Annotated in this window: 18 protein-coding genes; 8 read left to right on the forward strand and 10 right to left on the reverse strand. The window is 62.3% G+C overall.

What is annotated here, in order from left to right:
* Both trxA and LOC56_RS05590 read left to right on the forward strand, forming a co-directional pair.
* A complete protein-coding gene (trxA, locus tag LOC56_RS05585) occupies nt 1–327 on the forward strand; it encodes a thioredoxin (RefSeq protein ID WP_229951243.1) in 327 nt (108 codons plus the stop codon).
* Nucleotides 328–333: 6 nt separating this feature from the next.
* Entirely contained in the window at nt 334–1,527 is a 1,194-nt protein-coding gene (locus LOC56_RS05590; RefSeq protein WP_229951245.1) for a peptidoglycan-binding protein, read from the forward strand.
* A gap of 118 nt (nt 1,528–1,645) precedes the next feature.
* Here the strand turns inward: LOC56_RS05590 and LOC56_RS05595 are convergent, their stop codons facing one another.
* Nucleotides 1,646–2,311, reverse strand: a complete 666-nt coding sequence (locus LOC56_RS05595) for a class I SAM-dependent methyltransferase (protein WP_229951247.1) — start codon at nt 2,309–2,311, stop codon at nt 1,646–1,648.
* Nucleotides 2,312–2,386: 75 nt separating this feature from the next.
* On the opposite strand from LOC56_RS05595, the gene LOC56_RS05600 reads away from it, so the two are divergent.
* Entirely contained in the window at nt 2,387–3,646 is a 1,260-nt protein-coding gene (locus tag LOC56_RS05600) for an oxamate carbamoyltransferase subunit AllG family protein (RefSeq protein ID WP_229951249.1), read from the forward strand.
* Nucleotides 3,647–3,748: 102 nt separating this feature from the next.
* Here LOC56_RS05600 and LOC56_RS05605 read toward each other — a convergent pair whose 3' ends face one another.
* Nucleotides 3,749–4,294 carry an ArsR/SmtB family transcription factor gene (locus LOC56_RS05605; RefSeq protein WP_229951251.1) on the reverse strand — a complete coding sequence of 182 codons (546 nt, stop codon included), beginning with the start codon at nt 4,292–4,294 and terminating at the stop codon, nt 3,749–3,751.
* A 60-nt stretch (nt 4,295–4,354) separates the two neighbouring features.
* Here LOC56_RS05605 and LOC56_RS05610 point away from each other — a divergent pair, with 60 nt between their 5' ends.
* On the forward strand, nt 4,355–5,641 hold the full coding sequence (locus LOC56_RS05610; RefSeq protein WP_229951253.1) for an MFS transporter: 1,287 nt from the start codon (nt 4,355–4,357) through the stop codon (nt 5,639–5,641).
* Between the two features lie 3,132 nt (nt 5,642–8,773).
* On the opposite strand, the gene LOC56_RS05615 is transcribed toward LOC56_RS05610, so the two are convergent.
* From LOC56_RS05615 to rpmH, 8 genes are all read right to left on the reverse strand, one after another.
* Nucleotides 8,774–10,213, reverse strand: a complete 1,440-nt coding sequence (locus LOC56_RS05615) for a ParB/RepB/Spo0J family partition protein (RefSeq protein WP_229951255.1) — start codon at nt 10,211–10,213, stop codon at nt 8,774–8,776.
* Between the two features lie 105 nt (nt 10,214–10,318).
* Nucleotides 10,319–11,260: a ParA family protein gene (locus LOC56_RS05620; protein ID WP_229951519.1), complete on the reverse strand. Its 942-nt coding sequence runs from the start codon at nt 11,258–11,260 to the stop codon at nt 10,319–10,321.
* A 376-nt stretch (nt 11,261–11,636) separates the two neighbouring features.
* The gene (gene rsmG, locus LOC56_RS05625; RefSeq protein WP_229951257.1) at nt 11,637–12,269 is read right to left on the reverse strand and encodes a 16S rRNA (guanine(527)-N(7))-methyltransferase RsmG; all 633 of its coding nucleotides are present in this window, start codon (nt 12,267–12,269) and stop codon (nt 11,637–11,639) included.
* 39 nt (nt 12,270–12,308) lie between these two features.
* Entirely contained in the window at nt 12,309–12,854 is a 546-nt protein-coding gene (locus LOC56_RS05630) for a Jag family protein (RefSeq protein ID WP_229951259.1), read from the reverse strand.
* Nucleotides 12,851–13,813, reverse strand: coding sequence for a membrane protein insertase YidC (gene yidC, locus LOC56_RS05635; protein WP_229951261.1), 963 nt, complete (start codon nt 13,811–13,813; stop codon nt 12,851–12,853). The genes LOC56_RS05630 and yidC overlap by 4 nt, the downstream gene beginning before the upstream one ends.
* A 9-nt stretch (nt 13,814–13,822) precedes the next feature.
* On the reverse strand, nt 13,823–14,194 hold the full coding sequence (gene yidD / locus LOC56_RS05640) for a membrane protein insertion efficiency factor YidD (RefSeq protein WP_229951263.1): 372 nt from the start codon (nt 14,192–14,194) through the stop codon (nt 13,823–13,825).
* 30 nt (nt 14,195–14,224) lie between these two features.
* A complete protein-coding gene (gene rnpA, locus LOC56_RS05645; protein WP_227920389.1) occupies nt 14,225–14,572 on the reverse strand; it encodes a ribonuclease P protein component in 348 nt (115 codons plus the stop codon).
* 63 nt (nt 14,573–14,635) lie between these two features.
* Complete coding sequence (gene rpmH / locus LOC56_RS05650; RefSeq protein WP_022892375.1) at nt 14,636–14,773, reverse strand: 50S ribosomal protein L34; 138 nt, start codon at nt 14,771–14,773, stop codon at nt 14,636–14,638.
* A 525-nt stretch (nt 14,774–15,298) separates the two neighbouring features.
* Between rpmH and dnaA the strand changes: the two genes are divergently transcribed.
* The 4 genes from dnaA (at nt 15,299) to LOC56_RS05670 (ending at nt 20,340) form a co-directional block, all read left to right on the forward strand.
* On the forward strand, nt 15,299–16,720 hold the full coding sequence (gene dnaA, locus LOC56_RS05655; RefSeq protein WP_146359770.1) for a chromosomal replication initiator protein DnaA: 1,422 nt from the start codon (nt 15,299–15,301) through the stop codon (nt 16,718–16,720).
* Between the two features lie 602 nt (nt 16,721–17,322).
* A complete protein-coding gene (gene dnaN / locus LOC56_RS05660; RefSeq protein WP_229951266.1) occupies nt 17,323–18,447 on the forward strand; it encodes a DNA polymerase III subunit beta in 1,125 nt (374 codons plus the stop codon).
* 185 nt (nt 18,448–18,632) lie between these two features.
* On the forward strand, nt 18,633–19,817 hold the full coding sequence (gene recF, locus LOC56_RS05665; RefSeq protein WP_229951268.1) for a DNA replication/repair protein RecF: 1,185 nt from the start codon (nt 18,633–18,635) through the stop codon (nt 19,815–19,817).
* A 4-nt stretch (nt 19,818–19,821) separates the two neighbouring features.
* Nucleotides 19,822–20,340, forward strand: coding sequence for a DUF721 domain-containing protein (locus LOC56_RS05670; RefSeq protein ID WP_407079922.1), 519 nt, complete (start codon nt 19,822–19,824; stop codon nt 20,338–20,340).
* Nucleotides 20,341–20,478 lie beyond the last annotated feature (138 nt).

A 20,478-nucleotide genomic window follows, 5' to 3' on the forward strand; every position in this document is an offset into this window, starting at 1 on the left:
ATGAGCAGTGCAAAAGCAGTAACCGACGCTTCTTTCGGTACCGATGTCCTGACCGCAGACAAGCCCGTAATCGTGGACTTCTGGGCTGAATGGTGCGGCCCGTGCCGCATGCTGTCCCCCATCCTCGACGACATTGCCGCGCAGTACAGCGACAAGGTGGACGTAGTGAAGGTGAACGTGGATGAAAACCCCGCGATCGCCGCTCAGTACGGCATCACCTCCATCCCTGCCGTTTACGTGTTCCAGGGCGGTGAGGTTGCGGCGACTTCCATCGGCGCCAAGCCGAAGCAGGTCCTGGAGCAGGAATTCGCGGCCTTCCTGAAGTAAATAGCAATGACTGTGCATGGTGAAAGCCTGCGAAGGCTGGATGCCAGCCGGCGTGTGGTAGCGCTTCGTGAAGCGTTGCTGCGCGCCGGCGTCACCCTGTCCTACCTGGCACCGGACGCCGTTAATGATCCGACCGTTTTCGATGACCACGTTGACGCCGCGGTCCGGGCTTTCCAACAGAGCCGAGGCCTGATTGTCGACGGCGTTGCCGGTCCGGACACCCAGCGGGCCCTGTCCGAGGCGCAGTTCCGCTTCGGAGACCGGACCCTGAACTACGTTGAGGGCGGGCAGCTGCGGGGCGACGATGTCGCTGAGCTCCAACGCCATCTGTCCCACCTCGGGTTCTACTACGGTCACATTGACGGCAGTTTCGGCGTGCGTACCCGCTACGCAGTGGCCGAGCTGCAGCAGAACCTGGGGCTGCCGGGCACCGGTGTGTGCGACCGCGACACCATGCTGTCCATGTCCCGGGTGAACCGCGCCATCTCGCCCAGCCAGGCTTTCGCGCTGCGCGACTACGAACGGCTGGACCGCTCCACCGCGGCCCTGCGTGGGCGCGTTATTTCGGTAAACATCGGCCGTTCGCAGCTGGTGTCGCCGCACTGCGTGGAGCGGCTCAGCGGTGATCCGCTGACCGAACTGCTGGTCACCACGGATATCGCCGGGCGTGTGGAGCGCATCCTGCGTGAGTTCGGCGCCCGGCTGGTTCCGCAGCAAAGCGGCACCGCATCCGAATCAGGATCGCCGCGGAACGTGCCCAGCCTGAACCTGGATATCCACTGTGACTGGCTGAACCAGCAGGCCGCCTCCGGCACGGCTGCCTACTACTGGGGCCTGCCGGGTACCGGTGAAGCACGCTCCCCCATCGGCCACCGGGCCGCCGTGCTGCTCTTGAAGGAACTAGGCGCCCGTACCGACATGGACAATCTGGGCGTTCATGCCCGGACCTGGGACACTCTGAAGGTGCCGGGTGTACCGTCCGTGGGGCTCGATCTGGGCTACCTTAGCAACGCGCACGACGCCGAGCGCCTCGCCGATCCGGTCTTCCGCCAGACGGTAGCCGACTCAATCGTGATTGGTATCCAGCGCCTGTACCTCCTTGAGGAGGAGGACCAGCCCACGGGCACCCTGGCCCTGGATGATGTGCTCAAGTTCAATCCGACGGAAGAGCCGGCTGCGAGACGGGTTTCCGGCCTCTAGGCAGCGTGTTTCCTATCGAAACCCAGTAGTGCGCGCAGATCTCACGTTTTTCGCTCGGGGTGAGGTCTGAGCGTTTGCGCTGCAGGGCATCGAACTTTCCCGCAGGGCTAAGCGCCTGTCAGCCCGGGCGTTGTGCGCTGATGAATCCCTGCGCATAGCGTTCCGCGGAGGTCGGGGGACGGTTCAGGCTTTCCCGGACCTGGAAACCTGCTCCCTCCAGCAGCGCGGCTGTTTTCGGGACGTCGTGGAGATAGGCCGTGAGTTCCATTTCTTGTCCGTAGGCCTTTGTGATTCTCCGGGACCCCACCCCTGCCTGGAAACCCAATAAGAGCCGTCCACCGGGGCGCAGTATCCGCCGGAACTCGGCGAAAACCTCCGGTAATGCTGCACCCGGGGTGTGGATAATCGAATACCAGGCCAGCACCCCGTGGAATGATCCGTCGGCGTAGGGCAACGAGGATATCGCAGCTACCTCAAACCGCCTTCGCGGATGGGCTTTCCGGGCCTGGCGGACCATACCTTCCGAAATGTCGCACCCTTGGATAGCCAGTGGCGCCAGTGCGTCGAGATAGCTAATCATCCGCCCGGCTCCGCACCCCGCATCCAGGATGGCGGCCCCGGACGGCAGCGAGCCGGCAAATCTGTGCACCATGGCCAGGTCCAGCTCGTCCTCCGGCCCCCCGGCCCCGCCCGCCGTGGGGATCAGCTCCGCGTAGGCCCGGGCAACGGCGTCGTAGGCCCGAGCGACCGTACCCGGGAATCCGGGCGATGCGCCATCATTCATCGCACCAACGTACCGTGCCGTGTGCCATGCTTCTGGCATGACGGTTCGGGGGAATTCCATGGCAGCGGAAACAGTATGACGACCACGTCGAGGGAGGTTTCCCGCCTCTCGGCCAATGAAGCAGCTGTCGAGGCAATGCTCTCCGCGGAGCCCGAGCTGATCGATGTCCTTCCAGCCCTGGAGGCAGTCCCGGGCATGACTGAGGACACCATCCTCGTCTCGGGACCGTTGATGCAGTGGCAGGATTACACCGGTTGCCAACGCTTGGCGGTTGTCGGTTCAGCTATATTCGAAGGGCTTGCTGCCACCCCGGCAGAGGCGGACGCCTTGCTTCACTCGGGGGTGATCCGGCTGGGCTCCTGCCACGACTACGGTGCCGTTGGATCGCTTACGGGAGTTTGCTCCGCCTCCATGCCCGTGCTCGTTGTACAGGACCGCCTGTCCGGACGCACCGCTACGTGCAGGATGAATGAAGGTCCAGGGGCGCAGGCGCTTACCTTCGGTTCCCAGGGACCAGCGGTCAACGACAATCTGGCCCGAATCAGGAACCATGTGGCACCGGCCTTGGCACAGATCCTCCGGGGATCTCCCATACCGCTCCTGCCCATCATGGCGCAGGCGCTGGCGATGGGCGATGAACTTCACGGCAGGCAGACCGCTGCCGGGCTTCTGTTCCGGAATGCCGTCTTGGAACGCGTCCTCCAGCGTCCGGGCGATGTCCCGGAGGCAGCTTCATTGCTGGCGTACCTCGACACAGCGGAATTCCATTTCCTTCACGTCGCCATGGCAGCCGCAAAGGTGATTGCGGACGCAGCGGACTCAATTCCGGGCAGCTCCATCGTCACGGCCATGGCAATGAACGAAAAGGAATTCGCGATCAGGGTTTCCGGCGTTCCGGGCCAGTGGTTCCGTACACCCCTGCCACCGATCGCCGGGTTTCCCGGAAAACTCATGCCGCCCTGGACGTCCGCTGATCTGGGGTACAGCGGTGGCGACAGCCTGATCATGGAAACGCTGGGGCTGGGCGGCGCCGCTGCGGCGGCGGCTCCCGCCCTGAGTCCGGTCTCTGTCGGGACTCCGGCGCAAATGATGGAACTGACCAGCTCCCTGTATGCGGTTGCGTCGGCGGAGCATCCGACGCTGCGGATTCCGGCACTTGGCGGGCGCGGGGTCCCCTGGGGCATGGATGCTGCCGCCATTGCCGATCTCCGTCTCGTACCTCCGGTGCACATCGGGGCGACCCTGCACGGCGGCGGACTTGCCGGCGCGATTTGTTTCACTCCGCCGCTCCAGCCCTTTGTCGACGCGTCCGAACGGCTGCAGTCGATCAGGTAATCCGTTTCACGTGAAACAACGTGCTTCCTGCCTCCGCGTAGCCATGCCGGCGTAGCCGAAATATACCCCTGCTGAACCGTCAGGGGTTCTGGTATTTCCTGGTTACCGCTCTGGCTGCGTTTCAGGTGGAGAGTCAGGATGGATGGCCATAAAAAGCGAGTAATGGGTGCTTCCCTCAGGAGGTTCTTCGGCTTCGAACTCATCCAGAAGTGCCTGGACACGTTCGAGGAGCCGGGCATGTCCTTCTTCACTGAGGCGTATACCTAGCCGGGAAATCTGGACCTGTTCCGACGCGGGGACCTGTTCGACCTCGGAAACAAACGCGCCGATAGCTGCGCCCCGCAAGCGGAGATCCCGGCCGTCGAGGTTCAACTGCCATGACTTGCCCGTGGCGCGGTAGGGAATCTCGAATGCGCCACTGGGTCCGGACCGGGCCTCCTGCGGTTCCAGGAAGCCTACTGAGACGAGCTTGCGGACATGGTGGAGCACTGTTGCCGGATTGGCGGCGAGCCTGGTCGCAATTTCCTTGTTGGTCAGCTGTTCTTTCCGGCAGAGGCGCAAAATGCGGATACGCATTGCCGACGCAAGGGCTTTCGCCTCTTCCTCACTTGCTGACCGCCGAGGGACCGTGCCGCTCTCGTCTGTCATGTGTGCAGACTACCAGAGGGGCTATTGACAAAGGTCAATCGATTGGCCAGAGTCAACGGCATGACGACTGAAGGCGGCGACGCAGCTGCGGTACCTGGCGGAGTCCTACGGAATCATGACTTCCGATTCCTGTTCTATTCCACTTCGCTGAGCCAGCTAGGGCAGCAGGTTTCGGGCCTGGCGCTGCCGCTGGTGGCGGTGGTGACCCTGACGGCCAATGAATTCGAAGTTGGACTGCTTTCCGCCATGAGCACCGTTGCGTTCCTGTTGATCGGATTGCCCGCTGGAGTATGGGTCGATCGGCTGCGGTACCGCCACGTGCTCGTCTCTTCGGACCTGATTCGGGCGGCGGTCCTGCTCACCGTTCCTCTCGCCTGGTGGCTCGGGATACTCACAGTCTGGCAGCTTTACGTCGTGGCGTTGCTTATCGGCGTCTTCAGCGTCTTCTTCGACGTCGCTTACCAAAGCTATCTGCCGCGGCTTATCGGGCGGGACCATTTGGTCGAAGGAAATGCCAAGTTGGAAACGGTGCACTCAGTTGCCCAACTCGGGGGTCCGGTCGCAGCCGGCCAGCTCATTGCCTGGCTGACGGCACCGGTTGCCCTGGCCTTGGATGCAATTGCGATGGGATTGTCCGCGCTGTTCGTTGGGCGCATGCGTCACCGGCAGCCCAAGCCGGAGCCGGTGCCGGGATCCCAGCTGGGCACGGACATCGCAGAGGGCCTGCGTTTCGTTCTGGGCAACCCCCTGCTGAGGGCCATCGCTGGTGCTACAGCATTGTTCAATCTGGCCTTTGCCGCCTACATGGCGATGCTGGTGTTCTTTCTTCCGAGAGAACTAGGCCTTGGTGCGCACCAAATCGGCATTGTCTTTTCGGTTCTTGGGATTGGCGGCCTTGCCGGCGCCCTGGCGACCCGGCGGCTAACCCTGTGGCTAGGTGAAGGACCTGCCATCTGGCTGTCCATGGCTGTGACAGCGCCGTTTGCGCTTCTGCTGCCTGCGGCGGGAGGCGGATTGTCGGTTTGGCTGGGCGCGGCTGGACTCGGCGTGGCCAGCTTCGGCACGGTGGTCTACAACGTCACTCAAGTGAGCTTCCGGCAAAGATTGACCCCGGACCGCCTCCTGGGACGCATGAACGCCACCATGCGTTTTCTGGTCTGGGGCACCCAGCCCGTCGGCGCGCTGCTAGGCGGCGTGCTTGGGCAGCTGTACGGAGCTGAGGCAGCACTGTGGATCGCTGCTGCCGCTGCCTGTGTGGCCTTCCTTCCGGTGGCCCTGTCGCCCCTGCGTAGAATGCGGAAGCTGCCCGATGAACACCCCGCATTAACCAATCCTCCCGTCGGATAGGCGTTCCTGAACCGCTGGGAGCTTCTACCCCGTCCACGTTTCACGTGAAACACAGCGTCGAGGATGGAGCTGGTCAGCGCAGTGCGGTGTCCTATGTGCGGTGCTCGGCCTCCTGCCTCCGGCGTCCTACGTGCGCCGTGCGGTGTCCGCTGTCCGCCGTGCGGTGTCCGGTGTCCGGTGTCCGGTGTCCGGTGTCCGGTGTCCGGTGTCCGGTGTCCGGTGTCCGGTGTCCGGTGTCCGGTGTCCGGTGTCCGGTGTCCGGTGTCCGGTGTCCGGTGTCCGGTGTGGAAGCGTACTTACTTCTCGCGCCCCCGCTGCTTCCCATCCTGGAGGAGCTAGCAGCCTCAGAGCTTCACAGCTTTCGTCTGAAGTCGCTGGCGAACACCAGCCGGCGGGCTTCTCGACGAGGGTGGACAAACAACACATTCAACCAAGGCGCCCCCACTCTGCCGACGTCCGGCAGGACTTAGGCGAAGCGCAGCGGAGCCCGATTGGACGCTCGGAAGAGTGGCAGGACTTAGGCGAAGCGCAGCCAGGCTCGATCGGACGCTCGGAAGTCACACGAGCGTTAAGCGATTGACGGCTGCAAACCCTGACTGGACAGGTGAGGCTCCACCGCGGCCGACCCGCGAGGGGGTCTTCCGAGGCCCTACCCCCATCCGCACGATAAGCACCCAATTGGCTTTACGGTAAGGCCGCCAGACATACTTCCCGGCACGGCGGGACAAGCAGTCGGTATCTAGCACGGCACTGCCCAGATGCCAGATTTGCAAAGACCCCGAGCCGCTACCCGTGGTGCCGGGTGCGTCAGGCGTCGCCTGCGTTCTCGGTTCAATCGTCCTCTCGTCCTCGCAGACGTATCCAGGGGTAGCGACGTTAAGTTGTGTTTACCGTCGCTAAACAACTCTCCGGCTCAGAGTCCGCGCAGAAACCCTCTACCTGCAGACTTCAGGTCACCAGGTCACAGGACACCCGCCCTTCGAACATAGGACAGAGCGCACCAAATGAAATACCTCAATGAGCCGATACGGACTCCGGCGTCGGTGGCACCGAGTGCCGCTGCCCTCAAGCCTCCGCCCTGCGGCATCGACGACACATGAGACGGGAAAATCGCCAGAACCGAGTCCGCCACTCGGATGGATCCTTCATGCCGGCATGCTGCCTAATTGCTGCTGTGTCAGTTCCAGCCTCAAAATCCAGTTGAGGTGCAGTCCCTGGGGCCATCTTCGGGCTCCTTGGCACGTCCCTGGACAGCACCTAATCGCGTCCCTGGACAGCACCAGATCAATAGGTCTGCTTGTGCCGCAGTTCGAATTCGCACCCCGCAATCGACGCCGCCGGCGGGATACCGATCGCCACCCGCGGTGCCGGCGGCAGGGCAGATCATGCTCATGAACCGCCAGGCGGGGCCGCAGCCTGCCTGGTATCCAGAACCCGGCTCAGTGTCCATGGCTTCACGCGGGGCCCCCAAGGCCGCGTGTGGCCCTTCTGGTCCTCGCGCCCACGGCGCTCCCTCTTAGGTGCGGCGGCCTAGACCCCTCTCTGCCCCGGGGCGGGTGTTTCACGTGAAACACCGCCACGCGATGCTGCCTGTTCCGCCAAGCCCTGCATCGCCCATGCCGCGATAGTGCGTGCTGAGGGCAGCTAAACGGCCGTCCACGAGCCTCGCTTTCCTCCATGCCCTTTGGACACGCACCAGTTCCGCACGTGTTTCGAGCCCAGCTAGATGCTCTCCCTGGTCGCACGCCCGGGGGCGTTTCACGTGAAACAGGCATGACGTACTAAGGGAATACGAACAAGTGGCAGCGTGGCGCAGACCCTATTCCGGCGGATGAAAGGACCCCAGTGCTTCACATGCGCTTCACGCACACCTCCACACCGCTTGAAGGACCGCTGGCCTGCACACCTGCCACCACACTCAACGAAGGACCGCTGCGCTTCACGCTCTCCCACCTTTTAGGCGCCCAGTTCCGTCTGTCTTCCCGATCTGTAGGACAGAGCCAGGACCTCGGTGCCGAGAGGGAGGGGGTGGCCCTAAACCGACGCCCTGGCACTATGCGTCAGTGAAGGACCGTCGCGTTTGGCCCTCGACAATGGCCATTTACACCACAGCCGATGGCGACCCAGCTAGCAGTACACGAGCTACCACCCGGCCGGACAGTGCCGCGCATACTTTGCGAAGGCGCTTCGCTATTGGGTGCCTGCGTACCGGCTGTCTGCAAACACATGGTTTCACGTGAAACAGCCCTAGCTCACGGCTCATCTCTGCCTTCAGCACGGCGGGAATCGACCAGCACTGTGAAGCTGTGTCGGCCTGAGGTGCTCCGTGTCGCCTTATTTGCACACGGCTACCTGACCGATCTAAAGCTCGTTCATCAACCGCTGAGCGAGGTGTGCTCGCGGTAAATCGCGGATACGGCCTCTCTACATCGAAGGAATCTGGGACTTGCTGTAGCCCAAAGGTTTACTAGCACCGTGGGACTCAACGGTGGGATTCGCCGGCACCCAGGCACCGCGCCTGTATCACCGGAGCCTAGGCCGGAACACAGGTGCTTAGCCCGACACGACTTCGCTCGGTTCAGTACTCCCCGCCGATCACATACTCAACAAGTCAGGGGCCGCACGGGTGCTGCGGTAGTGGATACGGTACAGCTTGTATGTACTACCACCGCAGCCGGAGGTAGGTTTCACGTGAAACGTCGCATTAGGTGACGCACGCACCATGGTAGTGATGCCCACGCCCGCCAGGTTCGGGACCAGAGATGCGGCGCAAGGGCCCCTCCGACCTTACAAAATGTGTTTCACGTGAAACACCAAGAACCGTACCCGGGTGGAGACTACGCGATGCCACCCACAGGGACCGTCCCGTGTATCGATACCTCCCGGGACGGGGATCCAACACATCAACCGCATTAGGGGGCCAGCAGCGAAGGAAACCGGCCGCACACGGTTCCGTAGACACGCATCAACCGGGCGGTTGGTCGGTCGGTCGCAGCGCTGTGTGGGTGGTTGCAGCTAGCCCGGCGACCGCCGATCCCGGCAAACGCGCCCATGCGACCTCTCCCTAGAACGCGCTAAGGGCCGGTGTTTCACGTGAAACACCGGCCCTTAAGGCACCCGTCGGGCGAAGAACTACTCCGAGGGGGTAGAGAGGACACCCATAATTCGATTCAGGTCATCCACGCTCGCGAATTCGATGCTGACCTTACCCTTCCGGGCGCCGAGGGTGATCTTGACGTTGGTGTCCAGGCGGTCAGCGAGGGACGTCGCCAGATAATCCAGCCGTTCATGCCGGGCGCCGATCTTTGGCTTCGAGGTCTTGGCCGGCTTCCGCAGGCCGTCGGCCAGCGAAACAATCTCTTCCGTGGCACGCACGGAAAGGCCCTCGGCTACGATCTTCTGCGCCAGCTTCTCCATCTCAGCCGGATCCCCAAGCCCGAGCAACGCGCGTGCGTGCCCGGCAGAGAGAATTCCAGCGGCCAGCCGGCGCTGAACCAACGGGGGAAGCTTCATCAACCGCAGGGTGTTGGTTACCTGGGGCCGGGAGCGGCCGATTCGATCTGCGAGTTCTTCGTGGGAGCAACCGAAGTCATCCAGCAGCTGCTGGTAAGCCGCAGCTTCTTCCAGCGGGTTCAGCTGGCTACGGTGCAGGTTCTCCAGGAGGGCGTCACGGAGAAGATCGACATCCTGTGTAGACCGGATAATAGCCGGCACCGAGGAAAGTCCGGCTTCGCGTGATGCACGCCAGCGCCGTTCACCCATAACGAGTTCGTAGGGGTGTTCCGCATCCCCTTCCAGCGAGGGGCGAACAACGATCGGTTGGAGTACGCCGATTTCCCGAATGGAATGTACCAGTTCGGCCATGTCGTCTTCATCGAAGACGGACCGAGGCTGCTTGCGGTTCGGATGAATGGAATCAATCGGAAGCTCGGCGAACGTCGCACCTGGCACCTGGACCAGGCCTTCTTCCCCGCTGTAATCCGGGGTCGATGTTTCACGGGAAACATCCGCTTCCACCGGGGCACCCGCGTCCTCAACCGGCATTTCCTTAGCCGCCTCCACGGGACCAGGCTCCGGAGCTGGAGGAGTCTGCGGCGCTTCAACCGCAGCCTCAGGGCCGTCCGTAGGCTTGGTCTTCGCCGTGCCCTTTACGTCGCTCTGGGAGGCCTTGGGAGCCCGCTTGGCGCCCTTGTTGCCGGAATCGGGGCTGGTGGACACCGGCGAAGAATCAGCATCCGTCCCTACGGCCCCTGAATCACCGGGTTTGGCAGCCGGAGCAGGGCTAAGCGCCTCCGGCTCCGCAGCATTACGGACACCCGGACGCGTCGTGGAGCTGCGCGTGGTCGACTTCTTTGCCGGACCGCGAAGCGCTTCCTTGTTGATCCCTGCACCCTTGCGCGGACCTGTAGCACCGAACTGTGAGCGGGACTCATCGGCTGCGGCGAAGAACAAATCAGCCGGACGCCCCGGAGTGACGGTTCCCTGGTTCGAGTTTTCTGTCTCCGCAGGTTCCGCACTGCTAGGAATCAAAGCTCCCAGACCGCGGCCTAAACCCCGACGCTTCTCGGCCATGGGTAAGTCCTTCCCTTATGCCCGCACTTCAAGCGGCACGGATTGATTGTGAGAGTATTCTATGGCGCGGAAGCAAGTTGGCAGCCGAACCCCGCCGGGGTGTCACTAGGCGCGCTGGGCTATCTCGGCTGCCGCTTCCAAATAGGAAAGCGCTCCAGTTGAAGACGGGTCATACGTCATGACCGTCTGCTGATAGCTGGGTGCCTCGGAAACGCGAACCGAACGCGGGACGACGGCGCGCAGCACCTGCTCAGGGAAGTGTTCGCGCACCTCGGCGGCAACCTGCGCGGCGAGGTTCGTCCTACCGTCGTACATGGTCAGCAGAATGGTAGAGACAACCAGATCTGCATTCAGATGCTTTTGGATCATCTCGATATTCTTCAGCAGCTGGCTGAGGCCCTCGAGCGCGTAGTACTCGCACTGGATGGGGATCAGGACTTCCCTCGCCGCTACAAAGGCATTGACGGTAAGCAGACCAAGGCTCGGCGGGCAGTCAATGAATATGTAGTCCAGGCGCTCCAGCCCCTGCTTTTCCCGTTCGGCCGCATAGACATTGATGGCGCGGCTCAAACGCTGTTCACGCGCAACCAGGGAAACCAGTTCGATTTCAGCCCCGGCGAGGTGGATAGTGGCGGGCGCACAGATGAGGTTGCTGATGTCCGGGCACTGCGCAACCACATTTGCCAGCGGAAGGTCATCGATCAGCACGTCGTAGATGCTCTCCACGTCAGCACGGTGGTCGATGCCAAGGGCCGTGGATGCGTTTCCCTGGGGATCGATGTCGATAACCAAAACGTTCTGGCCGGCAGTTGCCAGGGCAGCAGCAAGGTTGACCGTGGTGGTCGTTTTCCCCACCCCGCCCTTCTGGTTACTCACCGTCATGATGCGCGTCTGGGGCGGCCGCGGCAGAACGCGTCCGCGGAGCTTCTCCCGACGCCGGTTTTCACTGGCCAGTTCCCGCGCCAGCGGGGTGCTCTCGTCCATCAAATCCATAACGTCTTCCGAAGTCGCCACAGGAGCGGCTCCTTCGGATACACCACCTTCGATAGCTCGGGGGGCCTGCACGAGTGCGGCACTGCTTTCAGTCTGGGCGGGTTCCAACGGCTCGGCCGGTTCTAACTGCTTGGCCGGTTCCAGCGATTTGGCGGGTTCCGGCCGCTCGGCCGGCACCGTTTCACGTGAAACGATCGCCGGCTTTTCCACAACCACCTGCGGTTGCTTTCTACCGAAGGAGGCGGACAGGGCAGAACCGAGTGCGGCGAAGGGAGGAATTCGTTTTGCGGCAGAATCACGCGCACTCACCTGGTCATGCTCACTTTCCAACATAAAGCGTTAAGGCATTAGTTCATCTAGACTATCCGCTTCACGGCCATTCCCCGGGACCGGCATGGGTGTGTGCATGAAAGCTAAGGTGTCGGGCTCCTCACCCCACGGTTATGCGTACCACCGTGGTCGGTTCCTCAAGGACGTCCGCCCCTACGGTAAGCACAGCCGTATCCCGTCCGCCCAACTTGCGGATTGCTTTCGCGGCTTTCTGCACCTCTTCTTCGGCGCTGCGGCCCTTGATGGCCAGCACCTGCCCCTTGCCATGCAGCAGAGGCACCGTCAGTCCGGCCAATCCGCCGAGGGCCGAAACAGCCCGGGCCGTGGCTACATCCACGTTTACCTCGTCTACTACCTGTTCTGCGCGGCCGCGGATCACGCGGACATTGTCGAGTCCAAGATCCGTGACCACCTCATTGAGCCAGATAACCCGGCGCTCAAGGGGCTCTATGAGCGTCATGCTGAGGTCGGGCCGGGCGATGGCCAGGCACAGGCCGGGCAGCCCGGCACCGCTGCCGACATCGGCGACGGTGGCATTCGCAGGGATCAGCTCGGCCACCACGGCGCAGTTCAGGACGTGCCTGCTCCATAGCCGCGGGACTTCCCGCGGGCCGAGGAGGCCCCGTTCCATGCCCGACGTCGCGAGGTGCTCTACGTATCTTTGAGCCAGATCCAGACGGTCACCGAAGATCTTCCGGGCGGCGTCCAGTTCTGCGGGAGTTGTTTCAACCACTTACTTGATATTCCTTGTCTGCACTGCCGGGTGGGGTAACTAAGAAGCAGGCAGGGAAACGACGATGTGGCGGTCCGCGCCTTCACCTTCGGATTCACTGACCAGGCCAAGTTCAGCCACGGCGTCGTGAACAATCTTGCGCTCATAGGCACTCATGGGAACGAGCGCCACTTCCTGCCCGGTTTCCTTGGCACGCTTGGCTGCGTCCTCGGCGATGGTCTGCAGCTGCCCGCCGCGCTCCTCGCGGTAGCCAACGATGTCCAGGACCAAACGGGAGCGGTTTTCCGTGGCCGTCAGCACCGACAGCCGCGTGAGTTCCTGCAATGCCTCCAGCACTTGACCATCGGGTCCCACCAAGGCCTGAAGAGCGGCGTCGTCGCCTTCCTCGGACACTACGGAGATGTATGTACGGCCGTTCCGGACCTCAATGTCGATATCCCCGTCAATGTCGGCGATATCCAAGAGTTCTTCCAGGTAGTCGGCGGCTACGTCGCCCTCTTCCTCAAGCCTCCCGCTGCGGACCTGTTCAGGCTCCGCAGCGTCTACAAGGGGAACCGCGGGATCGTCAATGTGCTCAGTGCTCATTTTCTCTTCCTGTTCTTCCTCTGAGGCTGGGTGCGCTGGCCTTTCGGTGCTGCGGGTACCTCTACGGGCGTTTCGCCCTTTTTCTCACCCAGGAGCGGAACCATCGGCAGGCCCTTGCGGGCACGGCGCTCGGCCAGGGCCTTTGCTGCCGGCGAGCCGGGGGTAGGCATCCGCCGGATGACGAAGAACTGCTGTCCCATGGTCCACAGGTTGGTAGTGGTCCAGTAGATGAGCACACCAATGGGGAAGTTGATGCCGCCGACGCCGAAGACGATGGGCAGTACGTAGAGCATCATCTTCTGCTGGCGCATGAAGGGGCTGGCAAGGGCCTCTTCGGACATGTTCTTGGACATGATCTGCTTCTGCGTGATGAACTGCGAAGCGGTCATGGCCAGGATCATGATGATCGAGAGCACTACAACCGAGAAGTGGCCTTCGTCGCCGAAACCGTGCAAGAGCGAGGAGGACAGCGGGGCACCGAAGATGGTGGCCTCGTCGAACTGCTGGATGGCGCTGTGCGACAGCGCGCCCTGGCCCTCGCCCGCGGCATTGGACGAGGAAATTCCGTTCAGCACCTGGAACAGGGCAAAGAAGAACGGCATCTGTACGAGCATGGGCAGGCAGGCCGCAAACGGGTTGGTGCCGTGCTTCTTGTACAGGGCCATCTGCTCCTGCGTCATTGCCTGACGCGAAAGCTGGTCGGTCTTGCCCTTGTACTTCTGCTGCAGCTTGCGCAGGTCCGGCTGCAGCGACTGCATTCCGCGCTGCGCCTTGATCTGCTTGACGAAGACCGGAATCAACGCGGCGCGGATCACGATCACCAAGCCGATGATGGACAACGTCCAGGTCCACCCGGATGCGGCATCCATCCCGAGGAAAACGAATCCCTCGTGGAAGACCCACATGATCCATGACACTACCCACTTAAAGGGGAACAGTATCGTCTCGAAGAAACCCATTTACTCTCCTCAGGCCGCCGAGCGGCTGTCTTCGTCAGCTGGAATCACGGGGTGATTCAGCACAATGATCCTCGGGACATTCGTTGAGTCCCAAATCCGGTGTCCATCAGGTACGTGATCCACGCCGCCGCCGTTCCAAGGATGGCAGCGGATAAGCCGTCGGAAAGCCAGCCAGGAGCCTTTTACGGCTCCGTGGACGGTGACTGCTTCGAGGGCATAGGCGGAACACGAAGGGAAAAATCGGCAGACCTGGCCGTAGAGGGGCGAAACGGCCTTCCGGTACGCCATGAGCAGGCCGATGAGGAGCATGCGCGGGAGGTTCCATACAAAACGGGCAACAGCAATCAAGGCCCTCAACGGAATAGATCCGGAGTCCCTCATCGCTGGCTCATCCTTCCTCACCTGACATGTCTAAAGCTGCGAAAGTTTGGCTATGCAGGCATTCAAGGCGCTGTGGTAGTCGGCACTCAGTACCGGCCACGACGCCGAGGCGGAAGCAGGCAGGGCCCGCACCACCACGTCAAACCCGGTGGGGTGAAGAGCGAGGCTCTGCGCTGCCGCTTCCCTCAGTCTTCTCTTAACGAGGTTGCGTGTCACCGCGTTCCCGACGGATTTGGCCACTATGAAGCCTATGCGGCTCGGCTGGTCACCCGTAGGAAGCGCATATAGCACTACGTTCCGGCGCCCACTGCGGGCACCGGAACGTACAGTACGAGAAAAATCTGCCGATGCCCTTACCCGGTTCCGCACGGCCAGCATTATGACCACCTGGAATCCGGAGTAAAGCTGCTAAGAGGCAGCATCGACAAACTTTGAGGTTATTTAGGCCGACAGTTCGGTACGGCCCTTGCCACGGCGTGCGGAAAGGATGGCACGGCCGGCACGGGTACGCATGCGAAGGCGGAAGCCGTGCTTCTTGGCACGACGGCGGTTATTCGGCTGAAAAGTCCGCTTGCTCACGGTAGTTACTCCAAGACAATCTTGAGTCGCGCCGGCACTTGTTGCGACAAGGGGGAAGAACAAGCGGCGCTTTTTTCATGTGTCTGTCTGTACTCGCCCGGACCTGGACCCTGATTTCCAGAACCCCTGCAGGGCATGTGTGAGTACAGATAGCAGACACAAAGGACTACTCAACGTTAGGTGAGACAGGGTCACCAGTCAAACCGGGCTCGGAGCGCGAGTAATCCACAGCGCGCGCCAGGCTGTGGATACCCTGTGGATAGTCCGCACATCCGGTTGTGCACCCAGATTTTTCAACAGCTGTGGACAACTGCTGTGGGTATCCTGCGGCCATGTGCCCTGTGAGAGAGCCAACAGGCCCTTGTACAGGCGGATTTCCAGCTACCACCACGGGAAATCATCCTCTAGGCTTGGCGACGGGTACTTTATCCACTATCTGTGTATAACTCTGTGGATGAAGTGCCGGGATCCCCACCGGGATCCCGAGTTTTCTTAGACAGCCGCAGGGCGTCATGAGAGGTTTTTGTGGGTACGGACGAAATCAACGATGTGGGCAGCTCTTGGCGCAAGGTCATTCGGACTCTGGAGACCGATGACAGGGTCACTCCCCGACAGCGTGGATTCGTGGTGCTTGCGCAGGCCCAGGGCCTGATCGGCACCACCCTTTTGGTGGCGGTACCCAACGAACTGACCCGTGAAGTGCTGCAGACGCAGTTGAAGAACATCCTCGACGAAGTCCTTCGCGGCGTTTTCCAGGCCGACATCCAGTGTGCTTTCGTCATTGACTCCGACCTCACTCCCGTGGCTGAAGCCGAACCGGAGCCCGAAGAGCAGCCGGCGGCCCCCAGCCCCGTACCCTCCGGCGAAAGCGGTGCACCTTCCCCGACGCCGCCGAGCACCAGCCAGGAATTCGGCCGCCTCAATCCGAAGTACGTCTTCGAAACCTTCGTTATCGGATCGTCCAACCGATTTGCCCACGCTGCCGCCGTAGCCGTGGCTGAAGCCCCCGCGAAGGCCTATAACCCCTTGTTCATCTACGGCGACTCCGGGTTGGGCAAGACCCATCTCCTGCATGCCATCGGACATTATGCCCGTCACCTGTACACCGGGATCCGGGTCCGCTACGTGAACTCGGAGGAGTTCACGAACGACTTCATCAACTCCATCCGCTATGACGAAGGCGCCAGCTTCAAACAGCTGTACCGCAACGTGGACATCCTGCTGATTGATGACATTCAGTTCCTGGCCAACAAGGACGCCACCCAGGAAGAGTTCTTCCACACCTTCAACGCCCTGCACAACCACAACAAGCAGGTGGTCATCACCTCGGACCTGCCGCCCAAGCAGCTTTCCGGTTTCGAGGAACGGATGCGGTCGCGGTTTGAATGGGGCCTGTTGACGGATGTGCAGCCGCCGGAGCTCGAAACCCGCATCGCGATTCTGCGGAAGAAGGCCATCGGGGACAGTCTCAGCGCTCCCGACGACGTCCTGGAGTACATCGCGTCCAAGATCTCGACCAATATCCGGGAACTTGAAGGTGCACTGATCCGCGTAACCGCATTCGCCAGCCTGAACCGGCAGCAAGTGGATGTCGGTCTTGCCGAGATCGTCCTGAAGGACCTGATCACCGACGACGGCGCCCAGGAAATCACCGCCGCGTCAATCCTCGGGCAGACTGCCGCCTACTTCCAGATCAGCCTCGAAGAACTCTGCAGCAAGTCCCGGACCCGGACCCTGGTCACTGCCCGGCAGATCGCCATGTACCTGTGCCGCGAACTGACCGACATGTCGCTGCCCAAGATCGGCCAGGAACTGGGCGGGCGGGACCACACCACGGTGATCCACGCAGACCGCAAGATCCGCGAACTGATGGCCGAACGGCGGGCTATCTACAACCAGGTGACGGAACTGACCAACAGGATCAAGCAGCAGCAGCGCGAAGCCTGAACACCGGTGAAAAAGAGCCCCGCAGGGGCTCGAAATTAACATTTGTGGACAAGGGTGTGGATAACCCGGTGGACAACCCCTGGTTACCCACTCTTCCCTGTGGATACGCGGAACCCTTAAAAAGTTTCCAACAGCCCCGAGCACGGCCGCTGCAGCGCGTCCACAGGTTATCAACAGGCTTAAACAGCCGGGAAGCCCCGGCATGAGGGGTTATCCACAGTATCCACAGGAGTTATTAACACTACGGATCTTAAGAAATTCGGTTCCACCAAATAACAACTAAGCTCACGCACCCCTCGAACCTCCCCGACACATCCAATGAAAAACTCATTGACCAGAGGGCCGGCCAGCACCCGACCGTTCGCCTCTCCGGTCCTGCTCCGGTGCAGTTCACCACCGGACAGGGCTAAGCTGTCACAGAGTATGGTTGTCATTCGCGTGTAAACCCGTACGGTCCGGTAGCTGGAGCTGAATGCCCGTCTATCCGCTCCTACCCGGACCAGTCCGCGGATGCTTCCCCGTTCCACCACCACATAACTCACACGAGTTCAAGACAAGATCAGTTGTACTGAGAAGTACGTTGCGAAAGGCGGCACCCTTCAGTGAAGTTTCGAGTTGAGCGGGATGTCCTGGCCGAGGCCGTCACGTGGACAGCACGTTCCCTGTCTCCGCGCCCGCCGGTTCCGGTCCTTTCGGGGCTGCTTATCAAGGCTGAAAACGGTTCCCTGAGCATCGCCAGCTTCGATTACGAAATTTCCGCCCGTCTCCAGATTCCGGCTGACATCAGCGAAGAAGGCACCATCCTGGTTTCCGGCCGCCTGCTGGCCGAGATCTGCCGGAGCCTTCCCTCGGCTCCGGTGGAAGTGGAGACCGACGGCTCAAAGGTCACGCTGACCTGCCGCAACAGCCGCTTCAACCTCGCCACCATGCCTGAAGCCGAATATCCGGAACTGCCGGCCCTGCCCGAGGTGAGCGGCGTCGTCGACGGCGATGCTTTCGCGCAGGCCGTGTCGCAGGTCATCATTGCCGCCAGCCGGGATGACACCCTGCCCATCCTCACGGGTGTGCGGATGGAAATCGAAGATGACCTCATCACCTTCCTGGCTACCGACCGGTACCGTCTGGCCCTGCGGGAACTGTCCTGGAAACCGGCTACCCCGGGGATTTCCACCAGTGCACTCGTCAAAGCCAAGACCCTCAACGAGGTGGCCAAGACCCTCGGCGGCGCAGGCGACCTCAACATCGCCCTGTCCGATGACAGTGAACTCATCGGTTTTGAAAGCGGCGGCCGGCGCACCACGTCGCTGCTGGTAGACGGCGATTACCCCAAGATCCGCTCTCTTTTCCCCGAAAACACGCCGATCCACGCCACGGTGGAAACCTCTGCGCTGGTGGAAGCCGTACGTCGAGTGTCCCTCGTGGCCGAACGGAATACACCGGTCCGTCTGGCCTTCACCGACGGCCAGCTCTCCCTTGATGCCGGTACCGGCGAAGACGCCCAGGCATCTGAAGCACTGGAAGCGGCTCTGGTGGGCGACGACATCACGGTCGCCTTCAACCCGCACTACCTGAGCGAAGGCCTGAGCGCGTTCCCGAGCAAATATGTCCGCTTCTCCTTCACGACGCCGCCCAAGCCGGCAGTGATTTCCGCCCAGGAAGAGCTCACCGGCGATGACCAGGCCGATTACCGCTACCTGCTGATGCCGGTACGTCTGCCGAACCAGTAGTTCGACGGCCCCGGCATAGCGTCACGGCCATAAGCGCGCGACGGCGCCGAAAAAACGGCGTAACAATGTCGATGTAACACAATTTGACAAGGGCCTGACAAGGGCCTGTTGAGCAGTGGGCAGCCCGCTGGCCGGAAACGGCCGGCGGCCCGACAGGCCCGACGGACAGGAGAGGATCAGAACCCATGTACGTTGACCACCTCTCCCTGACGGGCTACCGCAGTTATCCACAGCTGGACATCCGGCTCGGACCCGGAGTCACCGTGTTTGTCGGACCCAACGGCACGGGCAAAACGAACATTGTTGAGGCAATCGGCTATCTGGCCACGCTGTCTTCGCACCGGGTGAGCACGGATGGCCCTTTGGTGAACTTCGATGCCGAACAGGCACTGATCCGGGCCCGTCTGGTGCGGGGTTCCCAGGCCACCGGCGTCGAGCTGGAAGTGAACCCCGGCCGCGGCAACCGGGCCCGGATCAACCGCGCGAATCCGGTCCGTGCCCGGGACATCCTGGGCCTGTGCCGGACGGTGCTCTTTGCGCCCGAGGACCTGGCACTGGTCAAGGGCGATCCCGGCAGCCGCCGTCGTTTCCTTGATGAGTTGATCGTTTCCCTGGTGCCCCGCCATGCGGCAACCCGCTCGGACTACGACCGCGTGCTGAAGCAGCGGAACGCGCTGCTGAAATCGGCACGGGCCGCCGGCCGCGTCACCTCCGCGCACGAGGCAACACTGGACGTCTGGGACCAGCACATGGCTGTAGCCGGCGCCGAGCTGGTGGCAGCTCGCCTCGAGGCGCTCCAACGCCTGCAGCCTCACCTGCAGGCGGCCTACCGAGACCTCACCGACGGCTCGAAGGCTGCCCGGGCGGTCTATCGGTCCACTCTGCAGGGAACCGTCAACGACGACGGCGCTGTGGAAGGTTCCCAGGACCCGGACGAGTTGTATTCCTTGACCGTGCCGGAACTCACCGAGCGGTTCCTGCAGGCATTCGCCGCCAACCGCAGGCGCGAGCTTGAACGCGGAATCTCCCTGGTGGGCCCGCACCGGGACGAACTGGAGCTGATCCTCGGACAGGCGCCCGCCAAGGGGTACGCCTCCCACGGGGAAACCTGGTCCTTTGCCCTGTCCCTTCGCCTGGGGTCCTACTACCTGCTGACCAGCGATGATCCCACCCCCGGTTCCGGGCCGATCCTGATCCTGGACGACGTGTTTGCGGAGCTGGATGTGCAGCGCCGGCAGCGGCTCGCCGGAATTGTGGCTGGAGCCGAGCAGGTGCTGGTGACTGCGGCTGTCGGCGACGACATCCCGGAATCACTGGCAGGACGGGTCATTAACGTGATCCCGGGAGGCGTCAGTGTGCCCGTCTCCTGAGCACGTGCTCCCCGGTGAGGAGCCCGAGGACCGGCCCGACGCCGCCCGGGAGCAGCTCAACCGCATGCGCCAGGCCGCACAGGCCCGCGGAAACCAGCGCACCCCCGCCACCCGGCGCAAGACCGGCCGCAGCCGGCAGACCCCCTTTATCCCCGGAGAGTATGTCGGGCGGGACCCGCAGGGCCTGGGCAATGTCTTCACCCGCTTTGTGAATGAACGCGGCTGGAATTCTCCCGTCGCCGTCGGATCGGTGATTTCCCGCTGGGAGGAGCTGGTGGGAAGCGAGGTCAGCGCGCACTGCAAACCGGAGTCCTTCCAGGACACCACGGTGCAGGTTCGATGTGACTCGACGGCCTGGGCCACCCAGCTCCGGCTGCTGCGGGACACCCTGATTGCCCGATTCGACGCTGAACTCGGTTCCGGCGTCGTCACCAAGATCGAGGTCATCGGTCCGGCGGCGCCGAACTGGCGCAAGGGCCTGCGCAGCGTCAAGGGGCGGGGCCCCCGGGATACCTACGGGTAGGTCGATCGCCTGGCATCCGGAGCCTCAGTGCGGCAGGGACCGGAAATCCTGCCCGTACAGGAGCCGGTTAGGGGCCGGAGAACCCCCTTGCTGGTATCCGCCCCTATCCGGGCGGCTCCAATTCGCTTCAAAGCATCA

The sequence above is a fragment of the Arthrobacter sp. zg-Y179 genome (genome assembly GCF_020907345.1).
GTDB lineage: Bacteria > Actinomycetota > Actinomycetes > Actinomycetales > Micrococcaceae > Arthrobacter_B > Arthrobacter_B jinronghuae.